A 24113-nucleotide genomic window follows, 5' to 3' on the forward strand; every position below is an offset into this window, starting at 1 on the left:
TTCCTAAGTCGCGAAAGCTATCCGATAAGTATAGCTTTATCTGGCTTTTCGTTTTTAACTGTTCAATTCAGAAGTCGTCTTCCCCGGTAGAACAATATTACTGGCAGCAAGCTCGCCCATGTTGCTGTATATCGCGCAGGCAGCCTCAATGATGGGCATTGCCAGCGCTGCACCACTCCCCTCACCTAAACGCATGTCCATATTGAGATAGTGCTCCAGTCCCAAATGTGCCAGCGCAATACGCGCCCCTTTTTCCGCCGACAAGTGGGAAGGAATGAGATAGGGGTTGATTGCAGGCGACATCTGGCAGGCGGCAAGTGCAGCGGCATAAGAAAGAAATCCATCCAGCAACACCGGTAAACCACAGGATGCGGCACCTAACATCACGCCAGCGATTCCGACCAAATCAAAGCCACCCACTTTGGCCAGCACATCAATACCATCCAGTGGATTCGGTTGATTCAATGTTATTGCCCGACGAACAACATCAATTTTATTAGCCAGTTTATCTGTCGGCAGGTTTGCGCCAATACCGACCACTTCTTCAGGATCGTGTCCAGTAATCGTACTGACTATCGCCGCTGCCGGTGTGGTATTTGCCATCCCCAGTTCACCCACACCAAACAGCGTGATGCCATTTCTCGCTAACTCGCGCGTATATTGTATGACGTCCAGAAGCAGCTCTTCAGCCTGACTGCGACTCATTGCCGGGCCCGCGGCAATATTACCGCTACCTCGTGCGACACGCATGTTAATTAGCCCTGGGATAGGCTCAACGGTATCAATCCCAACATCAATCACGTGAACTTTAGCGCCCGCTTGTGCTGCCAGTACACACACCCCAGTTGTTCCGCGTGTCATATTTTCAGCCTGAATGGCTGTCACCGCTTTCGGAGAAATAGCAACACCTTCATCCCAGACGCCGTGATCGGCACACATAACCAGTACTGCTTTTTGGCCCACATGAGGCACACCATTCAGCCCCGGCATTCCTGCCAACTGTACGGCAAGCGTCTCCAGTCTTCCCAGACTACCGACAGGTTTGAGTAACCCATCAATATACTGTTGGGCACGCGACATCGCGGCAGGATCGATGGCAGGGATCGTATTCAGTAAATCGGCAAGTGTTTGCATGTCGCGTCTCTTAGGTAATCAGTCTTATAGCAGTGCCAGCAGGAAGACCAGTTCACCAAGCTCTATGGCTGCTCCCAGCGTATCGCCGGTTTGCCCGCCCAGAGTACGTTTGAGAAGCTGACCAAGGATGAAAATCGCCACCATCGTCACCACCATAGCAGCAACACCGTGCATGCCTGGTAATAATACGGCAGAAAAAATAGCGGCTAAACCGAGGGTGACACAGGTTTGTCGCCCGTCAATTTTGCCAATGAACACATTACCAAGCCCTTCTTCCCGGGCATAACGATGACGATACATCAACAATGCGGCAGTCCCACGGCTAACCGCACATGCCGCCGCCAGCGATGCAAGGATCGGTTCGCCACGCAGCGCCAACTCGCTTAACACCAGAATCTTTGCCAGAACCACAAAAATCAGCGCCAGACCGCCGTGGGTACCTAAACGGCTATCACGCATAATTTCCAACATGCGATCGCGGCTACGTGCAGAAAATACGCCATCACAGGTATCTGCGAGGCCGTCCAGGTGGAATCCACCGGTCATCAGCGCCAGCATCAACACGCTAAACAATGCCGCCAGTGGTACGCCGAACCATGTCTGCAACGCCATGAAGACAAGTCCGCTAATCGCGCCAAGCAATAAACCAATTAAAGGAAAAGTTATGATACCGCGAGAATAATGCTCGAAATCCAGCCCCTGGGACCAGCGACGCGGTACAGGCAGACGCGTAATAAAAGAGAGCATCGCCCAAAATAATTTACTCATTTGATTTTTACTCCAATACCCGAAACCACCAACCATACTTCATCTGCCGCAGCAGCCAACTGCTGATTTACCCGCCCGGCAATATCACGAAAATGTCGCGCCAGACGATTCTCCGGCACAATCCCCATTCCCACTTCATTGGTCACTAATACGATCTTTGCAGTACAACGTTGACAGGCAGCAATCAACGACTGAATCTCACCATTAATCGCCTGCTCCATCGCGTCATAATCCCATTTTTCAGGATCTTTATCGCCGCCATATTCAAACAAAAGATTAGTCACCATTGTTGTAATGCATTCCAGCAACACGGCAGCCTGCGGATTAATGTCTGCGTTAATAAACTCATCAAGATTTTTCCAGCGTTCCACCGTGTGCCAGTGCGCCGGGCGGCCTTGCCGATGATGTTCAACCCGCGCCGCCATTTCATCATCAAAGATTTGCGAAGTGGCGATATACAGGACCTGTGGAGTATCCCCAATAAGCGCCTCGGCGTGCCGGCTCTTCCCGCTCCGTGCGCCTCCCGTCACCAAAATCATCATACGGGCTCCCGGTTCAATTGTATGATGGTATTTATTGACCAGAACAATGGATGCTCCATTGTTACTGACCGTAATAACATTTCTTCGATTAATACTGCGCGTATTAAAAATAAAAATCCAGCATTCTCAATCCATTACGAATGAGGGAGACATTGTGAAATAGCCCGATTTCCCTGCGTGAACGACCGACAGAATGTGTCATTAGCAACGGTTTCTCTGAATTGACACGTTTCATTCAGATAATGGATTAACGCTACAGCCCCACCAGCCGGACCAGTCAGCAAACGAGCATTGTGCTCTACTATTAAGATTACCGTCACGCCATCAGACTGAGGGAGCCTTTCTGGTATGAGTGTCCCGCTTTCAGCAATCAATAACAGCACTGAATAATCGCTATACGCATCTGATAATGATTGTTCTGGCCCACCGTTAAAAGGCAGGAAATTTTGCTGCCAATCCTCACCAACAAAACAGGTAACAGGCAACATTTCAGCCAGATATTTCGCCAGATTAATATCGCCAGAGGAGAGGCAAAAAAGAGCTATCGATTCGGGTTTTATCATTTTCATATCCCCCGTCCTCCGCTTCGTTTCCTGCAATGACGGTCAGGCTGATATACCAAAAAAAACGATTGCCGCGATTTAAGTGCAGCCCAGGTGCCTGTCGGCACTACAATGAATGAACTAAATGATGCCGCCATACCCTGATCCTCTCAGGGTGGTAGGGGTATAAAGACGCGCCAGTACTCAACCGGGCGCTTCCGGACAACCCACTTCCCACCGAAGTTGTTGGTATTGACTAACAGGCTGGTCTTCTGGCTTCGCATCATCCTCCCCCGGCCTTCCCAATCTCGCGATCAGTGGTATTTTCGGGGTTGTCAGCATTACAGCAGCGGGGGCTGCGAGGGATTTCCACCCTCTTCCCAGGCACAAATGTGCCACACCTGTCAGCGTATGTTATGAGCTGATTTCACTTTTCCCATAACACGTAAATAACGTTAATTATTCATTCCAGAGTTTATTTAAACCTTCCTCTTTTTTGGGCATTTACTCTATACCGTTTCCATCGCCGCAGTTTCACTCACTTGCTGCCGATACACCTGCGGCGTAACCTGATAAGTCTGACGAAAAACTTTGCAAAAATAACTGGTTTGCGAAAAACCTAAATTACGCGCAATGCTGGCGATGCTCCAGTCACTATGACACAGCAACTCACGAGCACTAGCCATCCGTTGTTGGTTTACCCACGCATTAAAACCGACCCCATGGTATTTTTTAAATAATTTACTAAAATAATAAGGACTTAGATAAACGTGCGAGGCAACATCTTCCAAACGCAAATCGTCCGATAAATGCGAATCAATATAGCGTAAAGCTTTTTTCATTTTATTGTCGTGGGGATTAGGCGCACGAGTCTGGCGTACCGAATCTGACTGAGATTTGTTCTCTTTAATAACAACAAAATTGAGTTGTTTTTTGAGGCAATTTTCCACAATCAACTTCAACAAATCAGCAGAGGCCATAACTCGCGAGTAATCCATCTCCGGGACTTTGCGAAATTCATTAAGTAATTCGGGATCGGCTTGCCAACGATCATCGACATTCAGAATATCGATCAAATCGACATCACCATTACGCAGGCGGACTTGTCCACACAACACAAAGCCGACTAAATGCCCGGCAATCACCAAAGGAATAGAGAAATCGGTTAACCCTGCGTGGCAACGGTAAATACAAGGTTGATCGGATTTAGAGGCTTCCAGGCCTCCGCAACGATCGCTCATGCGGCAACGAGTACTAAGCTGTGGATGTTGCCGCATCATCTGACAAAACGGGGTGAAGTTAAACAGTTCGGAAATTTCATCACCGTGGATATTGACCACGACAACCGCAAGGCTGGTCGCCTGTGCAAAATCCTGCGCGATTTTATTAATGAGTTCTGAATTAAGTACCGCCGCAGAAATCATGATAAAACCTCCCAGTTAATTTATTGTTATTGTAAAAAACAATTGTTTTACATTTAATCTTCACATCATCCCTGATGATTTACTGACGAGAAGCACAAAAGACAATAACAAAAGCCTCCATGAAGCGGGAGACTTTTTAATAAGTTCGGAAAGCAGATCACAAACAGTAAAAAAATAAACGTTTATAACCGCCTGGTTATTTCGTTATTCGGTGATATCTTTAGGCGTAACACTATTGACAGGTAAATTTTGCGCAATGAGAAAGCGATAAATCGCCGCACCAACGCAGGCACCAATGACCGGAGCAATAATGGGTACAATGAAATAAGGAATATTGCGTCCGCCAGTCATCGCTATTTCTCCCCACCCAGCAAGCCAGGTGAAAATTTTTGGTCCAAAATCACGCGCTGGATTCATGGCAAAACCAGTTAATGGTCCAGTAGAAGCACCAATAACAGCAACCAGAATACCAATCAGTAAAGGGGCAAGAGGCCCCTTTGGTACGCCATTGCCGTCATCGGTCAACGCCATAATCAATCCCATTAACATAGACGTTATGACCACTTCGACCAACGCCGCCTGCCATACATTTATTGCCGCTGCCGGGTAAGTACTGAAGATACTGGCGAGTTGTAAACTTTCTGTACTACCACGAACCATATTGTGGGTAGATTCAAAATCGGTAAACAAATTGCTATATAAAAAATACGCCAGAACCGCACCACCAAAGGCACCCGCTAATTGCGCCACACAAAATGGCAGCACTTTACGGCCAGGAAAAGCGGCGAACAACCATAGAGCAATCGTAACCGCCGGGTTGAGATGAGCGCCGGAAATTCCTGCCGTAAGATAAACAGCAAGTGAAATACCTAACCCCCAAATAATACAAATTTCCCACAGTCCCAGACTTGCCCCGGCAAGTTTGAGGGCACACAAACAACCAATGCCAAAAAAGAGGAACAGTCCGGTGCCCAAAAACTCGGCAACGCATTGCGCCTTGAGTGAATCATTCATAGTGACACCTTCTTTGCGGAGTTTATTTCTTCATCAGCCAACAGAATTGCTGATTGTTGTGTATATCGAGCGCAACTATAAAAATTGCTCTGCAGAAAATATTGCTAACATGCATGACAGACTCGTGGAAAAATCGTGCTGACATAGCAAATTATTGTCATTGCCGAAGCATGCAACACAGCGTTAATCAGTGCTGATAGTAATAATTACTGCCCAATTTTCACAATAAAAAATTGTCATCACGATATAATAAAATTTAAACAAATATCACAGTTCCCTTCTGCGAACCAAACCCAACGAAATATTATTCTCGATTAAGCCCACTAGCCAACGCAATTAATTCACATTGAAACACCCATAAAATAACCAATAAATTAATAACATATAGTTTATAAAAGCAATTTTATAATATTTGTTCTCTATTAATTTTTCTCATTGGCCGGTTAAGTCAGCCATTCTTTTTCCTCGCTTTTTTTTATAGTCATATCGACAAAAAATCCATGCGAGGTCTTTATGCAACAAGAAGCGTTAGGAATGGTAGAAACCAAAGGCTTAACTGCCGCCATAGAGGCCGCAGACGCCATGGTGAAGTCGGCAAATGTATTGCTGGTCGGCTACGAAAAAATAGGTTCCGGGCTGGTGACCGTCATCGTTCGTGGTGATGTCGGGGCGGTAAAAGCGGCAACAGACGCAGGTGCCGCCGCTGCGCGTAACGTCGGTGAAGTGAAAGCCGTACACGTTATTCCCCGCCCACATACCGATGTCGAAAAAATCTTGCCAAAGGGAATTAACCCATGAGCAGCAATGAACTGGTCGAACAAATCATGGCACAGGTCATCGCCCGCGTAGCGACGCCAGAGCATGAGGTTCTCCCGGAAACCACTCATCAAACACGAGAGACGGCTATGGCAGAAAAAAGCTGCACGTTAACAGAATTTGTTGGCACCGCTATTGGCGACACTGTAGGTCTGGTCATTGCGAACGTTGATAGCGCCCTGCTGGACGCGATGAAACTCGAAAAACGCTATCGCTCCATTGGCATTCTGGGTGCGCGTATTGGCGCAGGTCCACACATTATGGCTGCTGATGAAGCGGTCAAAGCCACCAACACTGAAGTAATTAGTATTGAACTTCCTCGCGATACCAAAGGCGGTGCCGGACACGGCTCATTAATCCTCTTAGGTGGCAACGATGTTTCCGATGTGAAACGCGGTATTGAAGTTGCCCTGAAAGAACTCGACCGGACCTTTGGTGATGTCTATGCCAACGAAGCCGGGCATCTTGAACTGCAATATACCGCCCGTGCCAGCTATGCACTGGAAAAAGCGTTTGGCGCTCCGCTGGGGCGCGCTTGCGGCGTTATTGTCGGCGCTCCAGCTGCTGTTGGTGTTCTGATGGCCGATACCGCGCTGAAGTCCGCCAATGTGGATGTCGTGGCGTACAGCTCACCTGCTCATGGCACCAGCTACAGCAATGAAGTCATTCTGATTATCTCGGGTGACTCCGGCGCAGTCCGTCAGGCGGTCATCTCCGCACGCGAAATCGGTAAAACCGTACTTTCGACTCTCGGCGATACACCGAAAAACGATCGCCCTTCCTACATCTGAATTCCCTGAGGCAGATTCATGAGATCGAAAAGATTTGAAGCACTGGCCAAACGCCCGGTCAACCAGGACGGTTTCGTTAAAGAGTGGATTGAAGAAGGCTTCATTGCGATGGAAAGCCCGAACGATCCAAAACCGTCAATCAAAATTGTTAACGGCGTCGTCACCGAGCTGGATGGAAAGCCCGCCAGCCAGTTTGACCTGATCGACCACTTTATCGCCCGCTACGGCATCAATCTCGCGCGCGCCGAAGAAGTCATCGCGATGGATTCGGTCAAACTTGCCAATATGTTGTGCGATCCAAATGTCAAACGTAGCGATATCGTTCCCCTTACCACAGCAATGACGCCCGCTAAAATCGTCGAAGTCGTTTCGCAAATGAACGTGGTAGAGATGATGATGGCGATGCAAAAAATGCGCGCCCGTCGGACACCATCACAACAGGCTCACGTCACCAACGTTAAAGATAATCCGGTACAAATTGCTGCCGACGCGGCTGAAGGGGCATGGCGCGGGTTTGACGAACAGGAAACCACCGTCGCTGTTGCTCGCTATGCCCCGTTCAACGCCATCGCTCTGCTGGTAGGTTCGCAGGTTGGGCGCCCGGGCGTTTTGACCCAGTGTTCGCTGGAAGAAGCCACCGAACTGAAACTCGGTATGTTAGGCCACACCTGTTACGCCGAAACTATTTCTGTCTACGGCACAGAACCCGTTTTCACCGATGGCGATGACACCCCGTGGTCAAAAGGATTTCTCGCGTCGTCTTATGCTTCTCGCGGCTTAAAAATGCGCTTTACTTCCGGCTCCGGCTCTGAAGTGCAGATGGGCTACGCGGAAGGAAAATCAATGCTTTATCTCGAGGCTCGTTGCATTTACATCACCAAAGCCGCAGGTGTTCAGGGGCTGCAGAATGGTTCGGTAAGTTGCATTGGTGTTCCATCAGCGGTGCCGTCAGGCATCCGTGCAGTGCTGGCGGAAAACCTAATTTGCGCATCGCTGGATCTGGAATGTGCCTCCAGTAATGACCAGACCTTTACCCACTCAGATATGCGCCGTACCGCGCGTTTTCTGATGCAGTTCCTGCCGGGTACTGACTTTATCTCTTCCGGTTTTTCCGCTGTGCCGAACTACGACAACATGTTTGCCGGTTCAAACGAAGATGCCGAAGACTTCGATGATTACAACGTCATTCAGCGTGACCTGAAGGTTGATGGCGGTCTGCGACCGGTGCGCGAAGAAGATGTTGTCGCCATCCGCAATAAAGCCGCACGCGCTTTACAGGCTGTCTTTGCCGGTATGGGTTTACCCCCTATTACCGATGAAGAAGTCGAAGCGGCGACCTATGCCCACGGCTCGAAAGATATGCCAGAACGCAACATCGTAGAAGACATTAAGTTCGCCCAGGAAATTATCAATAAAAACCGTAACAGCCTGGAAGTAGTGAAAGCCCTGGCGCAAGGTGGGTTTACCGATGTCGCCCAGGACATGCTCAACATGCAAAAAGCGAAACTGACCGGCGATTATCTCCATACCTCAGCCATTATCGTCGATGACGGACAAGTGCTCTCTGCGGTCAATGACGTCAATGATTACGCCGGACCGGCTACGGGTTATCGCCTACAAGGGAAACGCTGGGAAGAGATCAAAAATATTCCCGGTGCACTTGACCCCAACGAAATTGACTAAGGGTGAGAAATGGAAATTAACGAAAAATTACTACGTCAGGTAATCGAAGACGTGTTGGCAGAAATGCAAACCAGCGACAAGTCCGTTTCATTTCGCGCACCTGTCTCCGCAACTGCCACTTCTGCACCGGATGCCGGGAGTTTTTTGACCGAAATAGGCGAAGCCCAACAAGGCACTCAGCAGGATGAAGTCATTATTGCTGTAGGCCCGGCATTTGGCCTGGCGCAGACCGTCAATATTATCGGCATTCCGCATAAAAACATCTTGCGCGAAGTGATTGCCGGTATCGAAGAAGAAGGCATTAAAGCCCGTGTGATTCGCTGCTTTAAATCGTCTGATGTCGCATTCGTGGCGGTCGAAGGCGATCGCCTTAGTGGTTCCGGCATTGCTATTGGTATTCAGTCAAAAGGCACCACGGTTATCCACCAGCAGGGGCTTCCCCCTTTGTCTAACCTGGAACTTTTCCCGCAAGCGCCTTTGTTGACGCTGGAAACTTATCGCCAGATTGGCAAAAACGCCGCGCGTTATGCGAAGCGTGAGTCTCCACAACCAGTTCCGACCCTCAACGATCAAATGGCGCGGCCTAAATACCAGGCCAAATCAGCCATTTTGCATATCAAAGAGACGAAGTACGTGGTAACTGGCAAAAAACCGCAAGAACTGCGCGTGACGTTTTAACAAAGGAAACCTTCATGAATACCGATGCAATTGAGTCGATGGTCAGGGACGTGTTGAACCGCATGAACAGTCTACAGAGTGTAACTCCTGTTCCTGCAGCCCCCAACGCGTCAATACAGAGCGCCAAAGTGACTGATTACCCACTGGCAAATAAACATCCAGAATGGGTCAAAACGGCGACCAATAAAACGCTCGACGATTTCACTCTGGAAAATGTACTCAGCGATAAAGTCATCGCCCAGGACATGCGCATAACCCCTGAAACATTGCGTATTCAGGCCGCGATTGCCAGAGATGCTGGTCGCGATCGCCTGGCGATGAATTTTGAACGTGCCGCCGAGCTTACCTCTGTGCCGGACGATCGCATCCTTGAAATCTACAATGCGTTACGCCCTTATCGTTCAACTAAGCAAGAACTCATTGCCATTGCTGACGATCTTGAACGTCGTTATCAGGCCAAAATTTGCGCTGCATTTGTCCGCGAAGCTGCAGAACTCTATGTCGAGCGTAAAAAACTGAAAGGCGATGATTAAGGACGAACTATGCGATATATAGCAGGCATTGATATCGGCAATTCATCCACAGAAGTGGCACTGGCGACGCTCAGTACGTCTGGAGAATTGTCATTCGTGAGCAGCGCTCTTGCGGAAACTACTGGAATCAAAGGTACGTTGCGTAACGTACATGGTATTCAGGAGGCGCTCGCACAGGCAACGAAAAAAGTCGGCATCAATGTCAGCGATATTTCGCTTATTCGTATCAACGAAGCAACTCCGGTCATTGGTGATGTGGCGATGGAAACCATTACAGAAACCATCATCACCGAATCAACCATGATTGGTCACAATCCGAAAACTCCGGGCGGAGTGGGACTGGGCGTGGGGCTCACCATCACGCCACAAGAGTTGTTAACACGCCCGGCAAACACCCCGTACATTCTGGTCGTGTCATCGGCATTTGATTTTGCCGATATCGCGACCATGATAAACGCCTCCGTGCGTGCTGGATATCAACTGACTGGCGTTATTCTGCAACGCGATGATGGCGTGCTGGTCAGTAACCGACTGGAAATCCCTTTACCCATTGTTGATGAAGTCCTCTACATCGATCGTATTCCGCTCGGTATGCTGGCCGCTATTGAAGTCGCCGTTCCCGGGAAGGTTATCGAAACCCTGTCGAACCCGTATGGGATTGCCACCGTTTTCGCCCTCAATGCTGAAGAGACTAAAAATATCGTTCCTGTTGCACGAGCGCTAATCGGCAACCGTTCTGCAGTAGTGGTGAAAACACCTTCTGGCGACGTTAAAGCCCGTTCGATACCCGCCGGAAACATCGAACTGCTTTCTGCCGGACGCACAATTCGAGTTGATGTTGCTGCAGGTGCCGACGCCATTATGAAAGCCGTCGGCGAGTGCTCAAAACTGGAAAACGTGACGGGAGAACCAGGCACCAACATCGGCGGTATGCTGGAACATGTTCGCCAGACTATGGCGGAGCTGACCAATAAACCCAGCCACGAAATTTTTATTCAGGATTTACTGGCGATAGATACCTCTGTTCCCGTCAGCGTAACCGGTGGTCTGGCTGGTGAGTTTTCACTGGAACAGGCAGTGGGTATCGCTTCAATGGTGAAATCCGACCGACTGCAAATGGCGATGATCGCCAGTGAAATTAAGCAAAAACTGCATGTTGATGTTCAGGTTGGAGGCGCTGAAGCAGAAGCCGCAATTCAGGGAGCCTTGACTACCCCTGGAACCACACGCCCTCTGGCAATTCTGGACTTAGGCGCAGGTTCTACCGATGCCTCCATCATCAATCAGAAAGGGGAAATGATAGCCACTCACCTTGCGGGTGCGGGCGACATGGTGACCATGATTATTGCCCGGGAACTGGGCTTAAATGATCGTTATCTGGCAGAAGAAATCAAAAAGTACCCGTTGGCAAAAGTAGAAAGCCTGTTCCACTTACGCCATGAAGACGGCAGCGTTCAGTTCTTCCCTACTCCCCTATCCCCTCATGTATTTGCCCGCGTTTGTGTAGTGAAACCTGACGAACTGGTGCCTATTCCCGGCGATTTAACGCTGGAAAAAGTTCGTGCTGTTCGTCGCAGTGCGAAAGAGCGCGTCTTCGTAACCAATGCCCTGCGCGCGCTACGTCAGGTAAGTCCTGGCGGAAACATTCGCGATATTCCGTTCGTCGTTCTGGTGGGCGGTTCTTCGCTGGATTTCGAAGTACCGCAGTTAGTCACCGATGCGTTGGCGCATTATCGGCTGGTCGCCGGGCGCGGGAATATCCGTGGTAGTGAAGGCCCGCGCAATGCGGTAGCTACCGGGCTACTCATTTCCTGGCACAAGGAATCGGCTCATGGAAAGTAAAGATCATGCGCCAGTCATTGTCGTCACAGAAATCGGTGACTGCATCAATACATGGAATGAGGTGCTTCTTGGCATTGAAGAGGAAGGTATTCCCTTTCGCATTCAACATATTCCGTCAGGTGAAGTTATCGATAGCGCCTGGCTGGCTGCTCGTCAGTCCCCCCTGCTGGTTGGCATAGCCTGCGACCGGGAAAAACTGATTGTGCATTACAAAAACTTACCGGCATCAGCGCCACTGTTTACGCTGATGTATCAACAAGATAACCATGCCCGGCGTAGCATCGGCAATAACGCTGCCCGCCTGGTAAAAGGCATTCCCTTCAGGGAATGCCACTCATAATCCACAGGAGAGACGCTGTATGAACAACGCACTAGGACTGGTTGAAACAAAAGGGTTAGTTGGCGCAATTGAAGCTGCAGATGCCATGGTTAAATCCGCCAACGTGCAACTGGTTGGCTATGAAAAGATTGGTTCAGGTCTGATTACGGTAATGGTCCGCGGCGACGTTGGCGCAGTAAAAGCCGCCGTTGATGCAGGGAGCGCCGCGGCAAGCGCAGTTGGCGAAGTGAAATCCTGCCATGTCATCCCACGGCCACACAGTGATGTTGAGGCCATTCTACCTAAATCTGCATAAACCCATTTACTAAGGAGCACAGCGTGAAGCAATCACTGGGATTACTTGAAGTCAGTGGTCTGGCACTCGCCATCAGTTGCGCAGACGCTATGGCAAAAGCCGCGTCCATCACGCTGGTTGGCATTGAGAAGACCAATGGTTCAGGCTGGACGCTCATCAAAATCACCGGTGACGTCGCCTCAGTTAATGCGGCGATCGCGACGGGTGCCAGTTTCGCCGGACAGCGAAATGGCCTTGTCGCACACAAAGTAATTGCCCGCCCGGGAGAAGGAATACTGCCCCGCACAACAGAAGCATTGAATGTGAGGGTCGAAGCAAGCGAAACGCCAGCACCAACAATTGCCTCAGAGGTTATCAGTTGTAATTTGTGTCTTGATCCAGCGTGCCAACGGCAAAAAGGTGAGCCCCGCTCTCTTTGCCTGCACTCCACTAAGTGAGAGGTGTAGCAATGGATAAACAAACTTTGCAGGAGACTGTTAGCCTGGTCCTGGATGAGATGCGCAAGCGCCCTATCCCTCTGGGCGTTTCCAGTCGTCATATTCACCTTTCAACAGCAGATTATGTGCGCCTTTTTCCTGAACAGCCGATCAGCGAGAAAAAACTATTATTGCAACCAGGTCAATTCGCTGCTGAACAAGTTGTTACGCTGGTGGGACCAAAAGGAAAATTACACAACGTTCGCTTGTTGGGGCCGTTACGTAACTCAAGTCAGGTGGAGATTTCCCGGACCGACGCCAGAACGTTAGGGATCACAGCCCCGCTACGTATGTCAGGCGATCTCAGCGGCACTCCTGGGGTTCGTCTGATAAGCCCATTTGCAGAGCTGGAAATCGCTTCTGGCGTTATTGTCGCGCAACGGCATATTCATATGTCTCCGCTTGATGCCCTGATTTATGGCGTTACACATGGCGATAAAGTGGCGGTCGCCGTTGAAGGTAATGAGCGACGACTGATATTCGATAACGTTGCTGTTCGCGTCGCACCGGATATGCGTCTTGAAATGCATATTGATACCGACGAGGCCAACGCCGCAGGCGCTGATAATCCTGAAGTTTTTGCCACTCTGGTGTCAGCGCCATGAATAGCGTGCTGATGCAGCATATTGTTGACGAAGTCATTTTTCGCCTGAAACAACGAGCGGGAAAAACACTCGCACTGACTGTTCCGCAACTACGAGAAGCAAGCGTTCACGAGATAGTTCGTCAGTATGCATCGTTACAAATTCGATATGTCGATCTGCCGCTGTTGCGACAACTTGCGGACAACGAAACGTCAGATCGAGCGGCGCTCTTCATTCACGGGGCGTTAGCCTGGGGAGTGCACATTCAATTGTCGTTGCAGAGTCATTTCCTGAACGCCATCAAATTGCAGGCTCTCGCCCGTCTACCGCTAACCTGGTGCGATGAACAAGGGCAACCAATCTACCTTCATCATGACCGACTTTTAAGTTATGCCGACATAGCGCAGTTATGCGCGGGGATTCTGGTGCTACAGCGGAAATGTTGTGTGACTGCACTCGCGCGCGAAGCGGCAATTACCCGAAACATTCAGTTAATCAGGCAGGAGTAACCCATGCATCTGGCTCGAGTCACTGGCGCGGTGGTATCCACGCAAAAATCACCTTCCCTGGTCGGGAAAAAACTGCTGCTGGTTCGCCGGGTCAGTGTTGACGGCGAACTGCCTCTCACGCCATTAACTGGCGACGAAGTTGCCGTTGATTCCGTTGGCGCTGGCGTCGGTGAGTTGGTACTCCTCAGCAGCGGCTCCAGCGCCAGACATGTTTTTAACGGCCCCAACGAAGCCATCGACCTGGCAGTGGTCGGCATTGTAGATACGCTTTCACGCTAAGGAGTTGAAAGATGGCGATTTATACCCGCACAGGTGATTCAGGAAGTACATCTCTATTTACCGGACAACGCGTCAGTAAAACTCATCTACGCGTCGAAGCCTACGGCACGCTGGATGAACTGAACGCGACACTAAGTCTGTGTTATTGCGCCACCTCCATCGAAAGCCATCGCATATTACTGGAAGCCATTCAACAACAGATATTTTGGTTTAGCGCCGAACTCGCCAGTGAAAGCGAACAGCCATCAACGCAGCAGCGTTACATCAGCACGGAAGAAATTGCCGCGCTTGAAAAAGCGATCGATAGCGCAATGAACGCTGTTCCGCCAGTTCACAGCTTCATTCTGCCGGGACGTTGTGAAGCCGCGAGCCGCATGCATTTCGCCCGCACGGTAGCCCGACGGGCTGAAAGGCGCCTGGTTGAACTGACAACAGAAGCCAGCGTCCGCCATGTTTTACTGCACTATATCAACCGACTTTCCGATTGCCTGTATGCCCTCGCCCGCATGGAAGACAACGTTGCTCATCAGAACCTGATGATTCAGGAAATCACAAAACGTTATCGCGAGGCCAACCACACTTCAGCATTGAAGGAACGCACGATGTCGCTCACTTTTCAGGATCTTCACCAGCTCATTCGTAGCGCGGCAATGCGTGCGGATGAACTGCATATTCCCGTTGTTATCAGCATTGTCGATGCCAACGGAACAGAAAGTGTTACCTGGCGGATGCCTGATGCACTGCTGGTTAGCAGTGAACTGGCACCGAAAAAAGCCTGGACCGCCGTGGCGATGAAAACGGCAACACACAAGCTTGCTGATACCGTGCAACCGGGTGCGCCGCTTTACGGGCTCGAAAGCCATATGCAAGGCAAAGTCGTCACTTTTGGTGGCGGCTTCCCCCTCTGGCGTGACGGAATATTGCTTGGAGGGCTTGGCATTAGCGGCGGTAGTGTTGAACAAGACATGGATATTGCCCAAAGCGCAATGGCGGCGATTAACGTGGGAGTAAACCAATGAACAACTCTGAATTAGAAACACTGATCCGCAATATTCTGCGCGAGCAGTTAGTCCCCACGACTTCGCAAACGCATAAAAACGGTATTTTCCAGACTGTCGATGAAGCTGTCTGCGCTGCACACCTGGCCTTTTTGCGCTTTCAACAGTGTCCGCTTAAAACCCGCAGCGCCATTATCAGCGCCATTCGCGAAGAATTAACTCCCCGCCTTACAGAACTGGCGGAAGAGAGCGCCAACGAAACGGGGATGGGAAATAAAGAAGATAAGTACTTAAAAAACAAAGCGGCACTCGATAACACGCCTGGAATTGAAGATTTAACCACCACTGCACTGACCGGTGATGGTGGCATGGTTTTGTTTGAATACTCCCCGTTTGGCGTTATTGGCTCGGTCACGCCAAGTACCAATCCCACGGAAACTATCATTAACAACAGCATCAGCATGCTTGCAGCTGGCAATAGCGTCTACTTCAGTCCACACCCGGGAGCCAAAAACGTATCGCTGAAATTGATCACCATAATCGAAGACATCGCGTTTCGCTGTAGTGGCATTCATAGCCTGATCGTTACTGTATCTGAACCGACCTTTGCTGCCACCGAACAGATGATGGCGCACCCTAAAATCAGCGTTCTGGCGATTACCGGCGGTCCGGGCATCGTCGCCATGGGAATGAAAAGTGGCAAGAAAGTGATTGGTGCCGGTGCGGGTAATCCCCCCTGCATCGTCGATGAAACGGCAGATATTGTGAAAGCTGCCGAAGACATCATCAACGGAGCCTCATTTGATTACAACCTGCCGTGTATCGCTGAAAAAAGCCTGATCGTCGTGGCGTCAGTGGCAGATTATTTAATCCAGCAAATGCAAAGTTTTGGCGCCCTTCTTCTTAACCATGAGCAAACTGAAAAATTGCGAGTCGTTTGCCTGCCAGACGGTGTCGCCAATAAAAAACTGGTCGGCAAAAGCCCATCAACCTTGCTGGAAGCCGCAGGCCTCCCTTTGCCAGTAAAAGCGCCACGCTTACTGATTGCCGTTGTTGACGCCGATGATAGCTGGGTTACCAGCGAACAACTCATGCCAATGCTACCCATTGTGAAGGTCAACGATTTTGATAGCGCCCTCACACTGGCGCTGAATGTGGAAGACAGTTTGCACCACACCGCAATTATGCACTCGCAGAACATCTCACGGCTCAACCTTGCCGCGCGCGTTATGCAAACCTCAATCTTTGTTAAAAACGGCCCTTCCTGGGCTGGCATTGGCGTCGGCGGCGAAGGCTTTACCACCTTCACCATTGCTACACCGACCGGAGAAGGGACAACGTCTGCACGGACTTTTTCCCGCTCACGACGCTGTGTGTTAACCAGCGGCTTTTCCATTCGCTAGAGAAACGGAAATGAATACTTTTTCACTGCAGACGCGTTTATACAGCGGACCGGGAAGTCTCAAAGTTCTTAGCCGTTTCACGAATAAGCACATCTGGATTATTTGCGACGCTTTTCTGGCACGATCGCCATTGATTGATACGTTGCGCCAGGCGCTACCCGACAGCAACCGCTTCAGTATTTTTAGCGAAATAACGCCCGACCCAACTATCCAGACCGTGGTAAAAGGCATCTCTCAGATGCAAACTTTACGCCCGGATGTGGTTATCGGTTTTGGCGGCGGTTCTGCTCTGGACGCCGCAAAAGCTATTGTCTGGTTTAGTCGCCAGTGTGCCATTGAGATTGAAACCTGCGTCGCCATTCCCACCACCAGCGGTACCGGTTCAGAAGTGACCAGCGCCTGTGTCATCAGCGATCCTGAGAAAGGAATTAAATATCCCCTTTTCGATAACGCACTTTATCCGGATATCGCGATCCTCGATCCCTCGCTGGTCGTGAGCGTGCCACCGGCGATAACTGCCAATACCGGAATGGATGTTTTAACTCATGCGCTTGAAGCTTATATTTCTCCCCGTGCCAGCGACTTCACGGATGCGTTGGCTGAAAAAGCTGTGCAAATTGTTTTTCACTACCTGCCTACAGCCGTGAAGAAAGGCGATTGTCTTGCCACCCGTGGCAAAATGCATAATGCCTCGACGCTTGCAGGAATGGCCTTTAGCCAGGCGGGGCTTGGGTTAAACCATGCAATTGCCCATCAACTCGGCGGGCAGTTTCATTTGCCCCACGGTCTGGCAAATGCGCTCCTCCTCACGTCAGTTATTCGTTTTAATGCTGGCGATCCTCGCGCCGCCAAACGCTACGCCCGGCTGGCTAAAACGTGTCATTTATGCCCGGAAAATACCAATGACACCGCAAGCCTGAATGCACTCATTCAACATATTGAACAGCTCAAAAAAGCGTGTTCAATACCAACTCTCGCCAATGCTCTGAAAGAAAAAAAAGCAGAATGGCCATCGCGGATCGCGGATATGGTTCAGGCGGCGCTGGCGGACGCTACATTGCGTACCAACCCACGTGCAGCTGATGCCAATGCTATTACGGAACTGCTTGAGGAGTTGTTATGAACGTCGAGTTAACGTCCTGCGACGGCCAGACGATCTGCGAGCGAGTACAGGCAGCAGGGGTAGTGGGTGCTGGTGGCGCAGGCTTTCCAACGCATATCAAGCTGCAGGCGCGTGTTGACACTTTCCTGGTGAATGCGGCGGAATGCGAACCCATGTTGAAAGTGGATCAACAGTTAATGGCACAGCAAGCCAGCCGCCTGCTTCGCGGTGTTCACTATGCGATGAAAGCCACCGGGGCCAGTAGCGGAATCATCGCGCTGAAAGAGAAATATCAACTGGCAATAAACGCACTCACGCCACTGCTACCGCCGGATATCCGCCTGCATATTTTGCCCGACGTTTACCCCGCAGGGGACGAAGTGCTGACCATCTGGATGGCAACAGGTCGCCGCGTTCCACCAGCCGCGTTACCCGTTAGCGTCGGCGTAGTCGTCAATAACGTCCAGACCGTGCTCAATATTGCCAGAGCCGTTGAACAACAATATCCGGTAACGCGCCGTACACTAACCATTAATGGTGCAGTGGCTAAACCAATAACGGTGACCGTTCCCATCGGGATGTCTTTACGCGAAGTACTGGCGCTGGCGGGCGGCGCAACAGTGGATAATCCTGGTTTTATCAATGGCGGACCGATGATGGGAAGTTTGATCACATCGCTCGATACGCCAGTCAGTAAAACCACTGGCGGATTGCTGGTTTTACCCAATTCTCATTCACTGATCCAACGTCGAATGCAGGATGACCTTAGCGTACTTGCCGTCGCGAAAACCGTTTGTGAGCAATGCCGCTTATGTACCGATCTCTGCCCACGTCATTTAATTGGTCACGAACTGTCGCCACATTTGTTAGTACGGGCACTTAACTACCAACAGCTCGCTACGCCGCAACTGTTACTGACTGCGCTCACCTGTTCGGAGTGCAACGTCTGTGCCAGCATCGCCTGCCCGGTAGGTATTTCACCGATGCGCATAAACCGCCTGCTTAAGCAGGAATTACGCGCCAAAAATCTCCGCTATGAAGGTGCCTTAAATCCTGAAGATGTCATGGCAAATTATCGGCTGATTCCAGTAAAGCGGCTGGTGGCCCGACTGGGATTAACCTCGTGGTATCAGGACGCACCATTGTCTGAACACGTACCAAACCCCGAAAAAGTGACGCTATTGTTACGCCAGCACATCGGTGCCAGCGCAATTCCATGTGTACAAAAAGGCGATTGCGTCGTTCGTGGGCAATGCGTGGGGCAAATTCCACATGGTGCATTAGGTGCCCCTATTCATGCCAGTATTGATGGCTCGATCGGCGATGTGACAGAAAACGCGATTACGATAGTGAGAGGTTAACCATGTCGAAAGCGGTAGGTATTTTAGAACTTAGTAGTATCGCGAAAGGGATGGAAACCGGCGATGCCATGCTGAAAAGCGCCAATGTTGAATTACTGGTCAGCAAAACGCTATGCCCCGGTAAATTTTTGTTGATGCTCGGGGGCGATGTGGGTGCGGTGCAACAAGCCATCAACAGCGGCACTTCCCTTGCAGGTGAAATGCTGGTCGACAGTCTGGTCCTCCCCAATATTCATCCCAGCATCCTGCCTGCTATCAGCGGTCTGAACCACGTTGAACAGCGCCGGGCTGTCGGTGTCGTCGAAACCTGGAGTGTCGCAGCCTGCATTGATGCTGCCGATTATGCGGTTAAAGCTGCGAACGTCACACTTGTGCGGGTACATATGGCCTTCGGCATTGGCGGTAAATGCTACATGGTGGTTGCGGGCGATATTTCAGATGTTAATAACGCGGTATCCGTCGCCAGCGAGCGAGCGGGGGAAAAAGGTTTGTTGGTCTATCGCTCGGTGATTGCCCGTCCGCATGAAGCCATGTGGCGGCAGATGGTGGAGGGATAATGACAACTCTGCACACTACTGAACGAATGATTCAGGAATACGTCCCCGGTAAACAGGTTACGTTGGCACATGTTATTGCAAATCCAGGAAAGGATCTGTTTAAGAAATTAGGTTTACCAGACACCGTTTCTGCCATTGGTATTCTGACGATTACCCCCAGTGAAGCATCTATCATCGCGTGCGATATCGCCACAAAGTCAGGCGCTGTAGAGATTGGTTTTCTTGATCGCTTTACCGGCGCGGTAGTACTGACTGGCGATGTTTCTGCTATCGAATATGCACTTAGCCAGGTTACCCGTACACTGGGTGAAATGATGCGCTTTACCGCCTGCCCCATTACGCGGACCTGACACGATGCAACGAATGATGTTCATCGGCCCAAGCCAGTGCGGAAAAACGTCACTCACGCAATGCCTGCGTGGGGAAGACATTCAGTATCAGAAAACGCAGGCAATCGTCTGGTCACCGGCCACCATTGACACTCCCGGGGAATACCTAGAAAACCGCAGTCTTTACAGCGCGCTGCTGGTCAGCGCCTGCGAAGCAGACATTATCGCCCTGGTGCTTAATGCGGACGCACCGTGGTCCCCCTTTTCACCTGGCTTTACCACGTCAATGAATCGTCCGGTCATTGGAATAGTCACCAAAGTGGATTTAGCCAATGAAGAACAGATATCTTTGGTGAAATGCTGGCTACGGGAAGCCGGAGCACGAAAGGTGTTAGTGACCAGTGCGGTAAATAACATCGGAGTTGCAGAACTTTTTGCCTTGCTGCATACAGAAGAAGGCTGTCGTTAAGTTAGAAATTTCAATCTGTTATCAGACGGGAATGATGACTTACGACACTGAGAAAAGAATCAATGAACAATGAGGATTGCCCGGCAATCCTCATTGAATAAAGTAGAACTTACTTCGCGTCGCCGTTTTTCATCTCGCCCATAGCTTTCAGCTTTTTGGAGATATCGCGGCGTTCTTTGGAGAGTTCAGCATTTTTGATGATGTAGTCATCAACACGATCTTCATAGTCGCCTTTCATGCTGGCGATGATGCCCTGAATTGCTTCAACGCTCATACCCGGTTTGATGTAGTCGCTCAGGTTGTCGAGCAGCAGGACGCGTTTCTGGTTGTCACGGATCTTTTTCTCAACGTCCTGGATTTCACGTTGCAGCTTGTTCTTACGGCGGAACAGACGAACAAATTCCAGCACGTCCTGGAATGAAGGCTTGGTAGTTTCCATTTTTATACCCCTGATAATGTGAGAGTCGGATTCGTTTAAGCAACCGCTATTCGTTAGGGCCAACATTACTCATAGCTGCCGCAGATGACAATGCTTTTATCCCTATTCACTATCATACCCTTTATCCTTGCTGAATCGAAGCAGCAGCAATTTGATTCTGAAGGTCGGAATTTATTTGCGCAAAGCCCGACAAATCAGATTTGACAGCAACTCCAGTTGATGCGCCGTTTCCATGTTTAGCCACACATAGCCATAAATCGGCGTCTCAACGACTTTCAGATCATGATGATTAGCGAGCAACTGGCGCAACTCATCCACAGCATCGTTCAGTTTTTCTGTATTGGCAAAAACCGGCTGTGGATTGCCTTCGTACAGAGCATGAACAAGAGTCAGCACTATTTGCTGCATCATTTGTTGTGTGTCGCGCAGTTTTTGTGCATTCAGTAGCACGAAATGACTGGGTCTGGTGGCCCAGTAAGCATTGATTTGCAGCTCCAGCATACAAACCAGATTACGGTTAATCGTCTGGATACCTTCATATATCGATTTTGGAATACGGGTTTCTTTGCTGGCGGGTGCAATCAGCCCACGCATTTTCACGGCATCGGTCAGGAGTTTTTGCAGATGGCTTTCCAGACGCGGGCGTTCAAGTAAGTTCGGTGAGAATGCAGATTGATAGACCCGATTATACTCGGTCAGACTTTTCGCCAGTTGAATGCGCCAGTGGATGAACGCCCGTTGTGGCCAGATACCGGTAAACAGCATTGCCAGTAAAGAGCCGAGGATGACATCGCCACTTCGCCATAATGCCGTATCAATTTCACCTGTTGGGGAACCAACAACTATCGCCAGCGTCACACCTATCAATAAGCCTTGATAAGGTTTCTTGCCCAGCGCCAACCAGCCGCAAAGGAACATTGCCGCCGCGCACCAGACCAACATCAGAGGTAACGAAATTAACTCCAGTTGCAGGGCTATAAGACCTAAAATCGAGCCGAACACTGTACCGCCAATACGTTCGAATGCACGAGGGACGACGTTACCCCAGAACGAGATTGGCCCCATAATCACCACCATAGTGACCAGTGGCCAGGTGCTTTCCGGGATAGTAAACAGGCGAATAATGAGAAAAGTCAGCAGGAATGCCAGCGCGACGCGAGTACCATGAACGATACGGTAATGACGATACACACGAATTTCAAATGGACTAAGGCACTTATCAGCTCGCACGCTGGGACTCCGTTAAATAAGGATAAAGTTAACTCAGAACGATTACCGCGGCCAGACACTAAACCAGGTGTCTAGCCGACTTACAACCAGTAATCAGGAACATTCCCTAAGGAATTGTCAGAAGTCTGAAGGCCAATTTTACCCTTTTACATGACGAAAAACAGCGAAGCAATCAGGTTAACACCTTGTTGTTGCACCAGAATTAACCCATTTTTGGCTGCACTGCGACATACATTTCAATATCCCAATAGCCGTCTTCCGCTCCGTTATTAAGATAAACTTCGAAACAGGGCTTAGGGGACATCTGATAAGCGCTGTCTTGCAAGAGAGTATTAAAAAACTGATACCATGGCGTAGAAAAATCATCGCCTTCGACGCGGGCAACGGCAACCGCATATTGCCCACCGGAGATTTCCGTCAGGATCACGCCTTCACTGTTTTCCGGTAGAGTGAAGTTGTTCTCCAGGGAAACCACCGTGTCACAACGTAACTTTTCGGCGGGTGTTTCATCTGGGTTATCGTAATAGACGGCGATCCATTCCTTAGGTACAACTTTTTTGTTGTCTACCCACATCATCAACTGCTCAAAACCTTTCTTCACCGTTTGTTCCCACGGGCCAACGAGATGGAAACCTGCAACGGTACGTTTATCTTCCTGCTTAATCTCGTAGTTCATGACGCCTCCACATACACTGTTTTTTTGTACAGTGTATTTTGCAATATTAAAACCACAAGGAATGAGTGTTGATTATGCGAGCAGACTCGCACTCCTGCCAGTCTGCGGTATATAAAGGTCAGGATTTATGGTGGAAATAATCGCTCAACCTGGAAAACATTCCGCCTTCACCGACAGATTCCAGGGTAACCAATGGCCAGTGCGCAACCAATTTATCCCGGTCGTAAAGCGCAATTTCCCCTACCCGCTTGTGAGCAGCAATTGGCGCAGTGAGTTCTTTACCATCAAGGGTATATTTTGCTTTGATATTAGGGATCTCCGCTTTTGGCAGCACCATCCAGAACTCTTGTTCCGTTCCCAGGGCGATGTTTTCTTTATCGCCATACCAGATTCGTTCCGTGCCAACCTTTGTCCCACGGTGCAAAATTTGCACTGTAGTAAAGTTCTGTTGCCCCCAACGCAGTAATTTTCTTGCTTCTTCTTCGCGACCTTTTGCGCTGTCAGCCCCCATCACCACCGCAATGAGACGACGCTGACCATCCACAGCCGACGCAATGAGATTAAACCCGGCCCCGGAAGTATGACCCGTTTTCAGGCCGTCAACATTCATAGTTTTATCCCACAATAGCCCGTTTCGGTTTTGCTGGGTGATGCCATTCCAGGTGAGGCTTTTCTCACTGTACATATGATAAAACTCAGGTTCACCGTGAATGATGGCGCGAGAAAGTACGGCTAAATCGTAGGCCGAACTGTGCTGCCCGGGCGCATCCAGACCGTGCACCGTTTCAAAATGGGTATCCTGTAAATGCAACTTTTCAGCGTAATTGTTCATCATTGTGACGAACTGCCGTTGCCCGCCGGCAATATAATCAGCCAGCGCCACACAGGCGTCATTGCCGGAATCCACAATTAATCCACGGCTTAAATCACGTACCGATACTCGATCGCCTTCTTTCAAAAACATCAGTGAAGAACCGACAAATACCGGGTTATCTTTCGCCCACGCATCGCGCCCTACGGTGACAATATCGTCTGGCGTAATGCGATGGCTATCGATAGCGCGATCGACAACATAGCCCGTCATTAGCTTAGTCAGGCTGGCCGGGTTACGTTGTTGGTGCTCATTACCCGCCGTGAGGATCTGTCCGGTTGTGTAATCCATCAATACCCATGACCCAGCATGAATCTCCGGAGGTTGGGGTGAAAAGGGAATATTTTCCGCCGCAAAAGCAGACGATAAATTAAAAACGAACAAAGAAGCAGCAACAATAAGACGGCGTTTCAACAGCAAATCCTCAG

Annotated in this window: 29 protein-coding genes and 1 riboswitch; of the genes, 19 read left to right on the forward strand and 10 right to left on the reverse strand. The window is 50.0% G+C overall.

Annotated elements, in window-relative coordinates; genetic code table 11:
• Window positions 1–54: 54 nt before the first annotated feature.
• The 6 genes from cobT to pduF form a co-directional block, all read right to left on the reverse strand.
• A complete protein-coding gene (gene cobT / locus H9644_RS05515; protein ID WP_064529388.1) occupies window positions 55–1134 on the reverse strand; it encodes a nicotinate-nucleotide--dimethylbenzimidazole phosphoribosyltransferase in 1080 nt (359 codons plus the stop codon).
• Window positions 1135–1158: 24 nt separating this feature from the next.
• On the reverse strand, window positions 1159–1902 hold the full coding sequence (gene cobS / locus H9644_RS05520; protein ID WP_191773630.1) for an adenosylcobinamide-GDP ribazoletransferase: 744 nt from the start codon (window positions 1900–1902) through the stop codon (window positions 1159–1161).
• Window positions 1899–2444, reverse strand: coding sequence for a bifunctional adenosylcobinamide kinase/adenosylcobinamide-phosphate guanylyltransferase (gene cobU / locus H9644_RS05525; protein WP_191773632.1), 546 nt, complete (start codon window positions 2442–2444; stop codon window positions 1899–1901). Before cobU ends, cobS begins: the two co-directional genes overlap by 4 nt.
• A 134-nt stretch (window positions 2445–2578) precedes the next feature.
• Window positions 2579–3013, reverse strand: a complete 435-nt coding sequence (locus H9644_RS05530; protein WP_191773634.1) for a cobalamin biosynthesis protein — start codon at window positions 3011–3013, stop codon at window positions 2579–2581.
• A 218-nt stretch (window positions 3014–3231) separates the two neighbouring features.
• Window positions 3232–3406: riboswitch (cobalamin riboswitch) on the reverse strand.
• Window positions 3407–3495: 89 nt separating this feature from the next.
• Entirely contained in the window at window positions 3496–4410 is a 915-nt protein-coding gene (gene pocR / locus H9644_RS05535; RefSeq protein WP_191773636.1) for a transcriptional regulator PocR, read from the reverse strand.
• A 204-nt stretch (window positions 4411–4614) separates the two neighbouring features.
• Window positions 4615–5424, reverse strand: coding sequence for a propanediol diffusion facilitator PduF (gene pduF, locus H9644_RS05540; protein ID WP_064529393.1), 810 nt, complete (start codon window positions 5422–5424; stop codon window positions 4615–4617).
• 513 nt (window positions 5425–5937) lie between these two features.
• On the opposite strand from pduF, the gene pduA reads away from it, so the two are divergent.
• From pduA to H9644_RS05635, 19 genes are read left to right on the forward strand one after another with little or no spacing between them, the layout of a single operon-like run.
• Window positions 5938–6222: a propanediol utilization microcompartment protein PduA gene (gene pduA, locus H9644_RS05545; RefSeq protein ID WP_001183614.1), complete on the forward strand. Its 285-nt coding sequence runs from the start codon at window positions 5938–5940 to the stop codon at window positions 6220–6222.
• The gene (gene pduB, locus H9644_RS05550) at window positions 6219–7031 is read left to right on the forward strand and encodes a propanediol utilization microcompartment protein PduB (protein ID WP_064529394.1); all 813 of its coding nucleotides are present in this window, start codon (window positions 6219–6221) and stop codon (window positions 7029–7031) included. Before pduA ends, pduB begins: the two co-directional genes overlap by 4 nt.
• A gap of 18 nt (window positions 7032–7049) precedes the next feature.
• Window positions 7050–8714, forward strand: a complete 1665-nt coding sequence (pduC, locus tag H9644_RS05555) for a propanediol dehydratase large subunit PduC (protein ID WP_064529395.1) — start codon at window positions 7050–7052, stop codon at window positions 8712–8714.
• Window positions 8715–8723: 9 nt separating this feature from the next.
• Window positions 8724–9392: a propanediol/glycerol family dehydratase medium subunit gene (locus H9644_RS05560; RefSeq protein ID WP_064529396.1), complete on the forward strand. Its 669-nt coding sequence runs from the start codon at window positions 8724–8726 to the stop codon at window positions 9390–9392.
• A gap of 14 nt (window positions 9393–9406) precedes the next feature.
• Entirely contained in the window at window positions 9407–9925 is a 519-nt protein-coding gene (pduE, locus tag H9644_RS05565) for a propanediol dehydratase small subunit PduE (protein WP_064529397.1), read from the forward strand.
• 9 nt (window positions 9926–9934) lie between these two features.
• The gene (locus tag H9644_RS05570; protein WP_064529398.1) at window positions 9935–11767 is read left to right on the forward strand and encodes a diol dehydratase reactivase subunit alpha; all 1833 of its coding nucleotides are present in this window, start codon (window positions 9935–9937) and stop codon (window positions 11765–11767) included.
• Window positions 11757–12107 carry a glycerol dehydratase reactivase beta/small subunit family protein gene (locus H9644_RS05575; protein ID WP_064529399.1) on the forward strand — a complete coding sequence of 117 codons (351 nt, stop codon included), beginning with the start codon at window positions 11757–11759 and terminating at the stop codon, window positions 12105–12107. The genes H9644_RS05570 and H9644_RS05575 overlap by 11 nt, the downstream gene beginning before the upstream one ends.
• Before the next feature lie 19 nt (window positions 12108–12126).
• Complete coding sequence (gene pduJ / locus H9644_RS05580) at window positions 12127–12402, forward strand: propanediol utilization microcompartment protein PduJ (protein ID WP_001057752.1); 276 nt, start codon at window positions 12127–12129, stop codon at window positions 12400–12402.
• 23 nt (window positions 12403–12425) lie between these two features.
• Window positions 12426–12839 carry a BMC domain-containing protein gene (locus H9644_RS05585; protein WP_191773638.1) on the forward strand — a complete coding sequence of 138 codons (414 nt, stop codon included), beginning with the start codon at window positions 12426–12428 and terminating at the stop codon, window positions 12837–12839.
• Window positions 12840–12850: 11 nt separating this feature from the next.
• Window positions 12851–13483: a phosphate propanoyltransferase gene (locus H9644_RS05590; protein WP_191773640.1), complete on the forward strand. Its 633-nt coding sequence runs from the start codon at window positions 12851–12853 to the stop codon at window positions 13481–13483.
• A complete protein-coding gene (gene pduM / locus H9644_RS05595) occupies window positions 13480–13971 on the forward strand; it encodes a microcompartment protein PduM (protein WP_191773642.1) in 492 nt (163 codons plus the stop codon). Before H9644_RS05590 ends, pduM begins: the two co-directional genes overlap by 4 nt.
• A gap of 3 nt (window positions 13972–13974) precedes the next feature.
• Window positions 13975–14250 (forward strand): EutN/CcmL family microcompartment protein, encoded by a 276-nt coding sequence (locus tag H9644_RS05600; protein ID WP_191773644.1) that lies wholly within the window; start codon window positions 13975–13977, stop codon window positions 14248–14250.
• A gap of 11 nt (window positions 14251–14261) precedes the next feature.
• Window positions 14262–15269: a two-domain cob(I)yrinic acid a,c-diamide adenosyltransferase PduO gene (gene pduO, locus H9644_RS05605; RefSeq protein ID WP_191773646.1), complete on the forward strand. Its 1008-nt coding sequence runs from the start codon at window positions 14262–14264 to the stop codon at window positions 15267–15269.
• The gene (gene pduP / locus H9644_RS05610) at window positions 15266–16651 is read left to right on the forward strand and encodes a CoA-acylating propionaldehyde dehydrogenase PduP (protein ID WP_064529405.1); all 1386 of its coding nucleotides are present in this window, start codon (window positions 15266–15268) and stop codon (window positions 16649–16651) included. Before pduO ends, pduP begins: the two co-directional genes overlap by 4 nt.
• Window positions 16652–16661: 10 nt before the next feature.
• Window positions 16662–17774 carry a 1-propanol dehydrogenase PduQ gene (locus tag H9644_RS05615; protein WP_064529406.1) on the forward strand — a complete coding sequence of 371 codons (1113 nt, stop codon included), beginning with the start codon at window positions 16662–16664 and terminating at the stop codon, window positions 17772–17774.
• The gene (locus H9644_RS05620; protein ID WP_191773648.1) at window positions 17771–19114 is read left to right on the forward strand and encodes a 4Fe-4S dicluster domain-containing protein; all 1344 of its coding nucleotides are present in this window, start codon (window positions 17771–17773) and stop codon (window positions 19112–19114) included. The genes H9644_RS05615 and H9644_RS05620 overlap by 4 nt, the downstream gene beginning before the upstream one ends.
• A 2-nt stretch (window positions 19115–19116) precedes the next feature.
• The gene (pduT, locus tag H9644_RS05625; RefSeq protein ID WP_191773650.1) at window positions 19117–19671 is read left to right on the forward strand and encodes a propanediol utilization microcompartment protein PduT; all 555 of its coding nucleotides are present in this window, start codon (window positions 19117–19119) and stop codon (window positions 19669–19671) included.
• Entirely contained in the window at window positions 19671–20021 is a 351-nt protein-coding gene (gene pduU, locus H9644_RS05630; RefSeq protein WP_064529409.1) for a propanediol utilization microcompartment protein PduU, read from the forward strand. The genes pduT and pduU overlap by 1 nt, the downstream gene beginning before the upstream one ends.
• Window positions 20022–20025: 4 nt before the next feature.
• Window positions 20026–20469, forward strand: coding sequence for a EutP/PduV family microcompartment system protein (locus H9644_RS05635; protein ID WP_064529410.1), 444 nt, complete (start codon window positions 20026–20028; stop codon window positions 20467–20469).
• Window positions 20470–20578: 109 nt separating this feature from the next.
• Here the strand turns inward: H9644_RS05635 and H9644_RS05640 are convergent, their stop codons facing one another.
• The 4 genes from H9644_RS05640 to dacD all read right to left on the reverse strand — a co-directional run bounded on the left by H9644_RS05640 (window position 20579) and on the right by dacD (window position 24099).
• The gene (locus H9644_RS05640) at window positions 20579–20908 is read right to left on the reverse strand and encodes a DUF496 family protein (protein WP_064529411.1); all 330 of its coding nucleotides are present in this window, start codon (window positions 20906–20908) and stop codon (window positions 20579–20581) included.
• Between the two features lie 171 nt (window positions 20909–21079).
• Window positions 21080–22138 (reverse strand): FUSC family protein, encoded by a 1059-nt coding sequence (locus tag H9644_RS05645; protein ID WP_064529412.1) that lies wholly within the window; start codon window positions 22136–22138, stop codon window positions 21080–21082.
• A 202-nt stretch (window positions 22139–22340) separates the two neighbouring features.
• Window positions 22341–22814: a DNA gyrase inhibitor SbmC gene (gene sbmC / locus H9644_RS05650; protein WP_130216383.1), complete on the reverse strand. Its 474-nt coding sequence runs from the start codon at window positions 22812–22814 to the stop codon at window positions 22341–22343.
• 118 nt (window positions 22815–22932) lie between these two features.
• On the reverse strand, window positions 22933–24099 hold the full coding sequence (gene dacD / locus H9644_RS05655; RefSeq protein WP_191773653.1) for a serine-type D-Ala-D-Ala carboxypeptidase DacD: 1167 nt from the start codon (window positions 24097–24099) through the stop codon (window positions 22933–22935).
• Window positions 24100–24113: the final 14 nt, after the last annotated feature.

This window comes from Escherichia whittamii, from assembly GCF_014836715.1.
Classification (GTDB): Bacteria; Pseudomonadota; Gammaproteobacteria; order Enterobacterales; family Enterobacteriaceae; genus Escherichia; species Escherichia whittamii.

Bases quoted from the DNA above. Each gene is read 5' to 3' on its own strand.
- cobT (WP_064529388.1), bottom strand. From the start codon at position 1,134: ATGCAAACACTTGCCGATTTACTGAATACGATCCCTGCCATCGATCCT.
- cobS (WP_191773630.1), bottom strand. From the start codon at position 1,902: ATGAGTAAATTATTTTGGGCGATGCTCTCTTTTATTACGCGTCTGCCT.
- cobU (WP_191773632.1), bottom strand. From the start codon at position 2,444: ATGATGATTTTGGTGACGGGAGGCGCACGGAGCGGGAAGAGCCGGCAC.
- H9644_RS05530 (WP_191773634.1), bottom strand. From the start codon at position 3,013: ATGAAAATGATAAAACCCGAATCGATAGCTCTTTTTTGCCTCTCCTCT.
- pocR (WP_191773636.1), bottom strand. From the start codon at position 4,410: ATGATTTCTGCGGCGGTACTTAATTCAGAACTCATTAATAAAATCGCG.
- pduF (WP_064529393.1), bottom strand. From the start codon at position 5,424: ATGAATGATTCACTCAAGGCGCAATGCGTTGCCGAGTTTTTGGGCACC.
- pduA (WP_001183614.1), top strand. From the start codon at position 5,938: ATGCAACAAGAAGCGTTAGGAATGGTAGAAACCAAAGGCTTAACTGCC.
- pduB (WP_064529394.1), top strand. From the start codon at position 6,219: ATGAGCAGCAATGAACTGGTCGAACAAATCATGGCACAGGTCATCGCC.
- pduC (WP_064529395.1), top strand. From the start codon at position 7,050: ATGAGATCGAAAAGATTTGAAGCACTGGCCAAACGCCCGGTCAACCAG.
- H9644_RS05560 (WP_064529396.1), top strand. From the start codon at position 8,724: ATGGAAATTAACGAAAAATTACTACGTCAGGTAATCGAAGACGTGTTG.
- pduE (WP_064529397.1), top strand. From the start codon at position 9,407: ATGAATACCGATGCAATTGAGTCGATGGTCAGGGACGTGTTGAACCGC.
- H9644_RS05570 (WP_064529398.1), top strand. From the start codon at position 9,935: ATGCGATATATAGCAGGCATTGATATCGGCAATTCATCCACAGAAGTG.
- H9644_RS05575 (WP_064529399.1), top strand. From the start codon at position 11,757: ATGGAAAGTAAAGATCATGCGCCAGTCATTGTCGTCACAGAAATCGGT.
- pduJ (WP_001057752.1), top strand. From the start codon at position 12,127: ATGAACAACGCACTAGGACTGGTTGAAACAAAAGGGTTAGTTGGCGCA.
- H9644_RS05590 (WP_191773640.1), top strand. From the start codon at position 12,851: ATGGATAAACAAACTTTGCAGGAGACTGTTAGCCTGGTCCTGGATGAG.
- pduM (WP_191773642.1), top strand. From the start codon at position 13,480: ATGAATAGCGTGCTGATGCAGCATATTGTTGACGAAGTCATTTTTCGC.
- H9644_RS05600 (WP_191773644.1), top strand. From the start codon at position 13,975: ATGCATCTGGCTCGAGTCACTGGCGCGGTGGTATCCACGCAAAAATCA.
- pduO (WP_191773646.1), top strand. From the start codon at position 14,262: ATGGCGATTTATACCCGCACAGGTGATTCAGGAAGTACATCTCTATTT.
- pduP (WP_064529405.1), top strand. From the start codon at position 15,266: ATGAACAACTCTGAATTAGAAACACTGATCCGCAATATTCTGCGCGAG.
- H9644_RS05615 (WP_064529406.1), top strand. From the start codon at position 16,662: ATGAATACTTTTTCACTGCAGACGCGTTTATACAGCGGACCGGGAAGT.
- H9644_RS05620 (WP_191773648.1), top strand. From the start codon at position 17,771: ATGAACGTCGAGTTAACGTCCTGCGACGGCCAGACGATCTGCGAGCGA.
- pduT (WP_191773650.1), top strand. From the start codon at position 19,117: ATGTCGAAAGCGGTAGGTATTTTAGAACTTAGTAGTATCGCGAAAGGG.
- pduU (WP_064529409.1), top strand. From the start codon at position 19,671: ATGACAACTCTGCACACTACTGAACGAATGATTCAGGAATACGTCCCC.
- H9644_RS05635 (WP_064529410.1), top strand. From the start codon at position 20,026: ATGCAACGAATGATGTTCATCGGCCCAAGCCAGTGCGGAAAAACGTCA.
- H9644_RS05640 (WP_064529411.1), bottom strand. From the start codon at position 20,908: ATGGAAACTACCAAGCCTTCATTCCAGGACGTGCTGGAATTTGTTCGT.
- sbmC (WP_130216383.1), bottom strand. From the start codon at position 22,814: ATGAACTACGAGATTAAGCAGGAAGATAAACGTACCGTTGCAGGTTTC.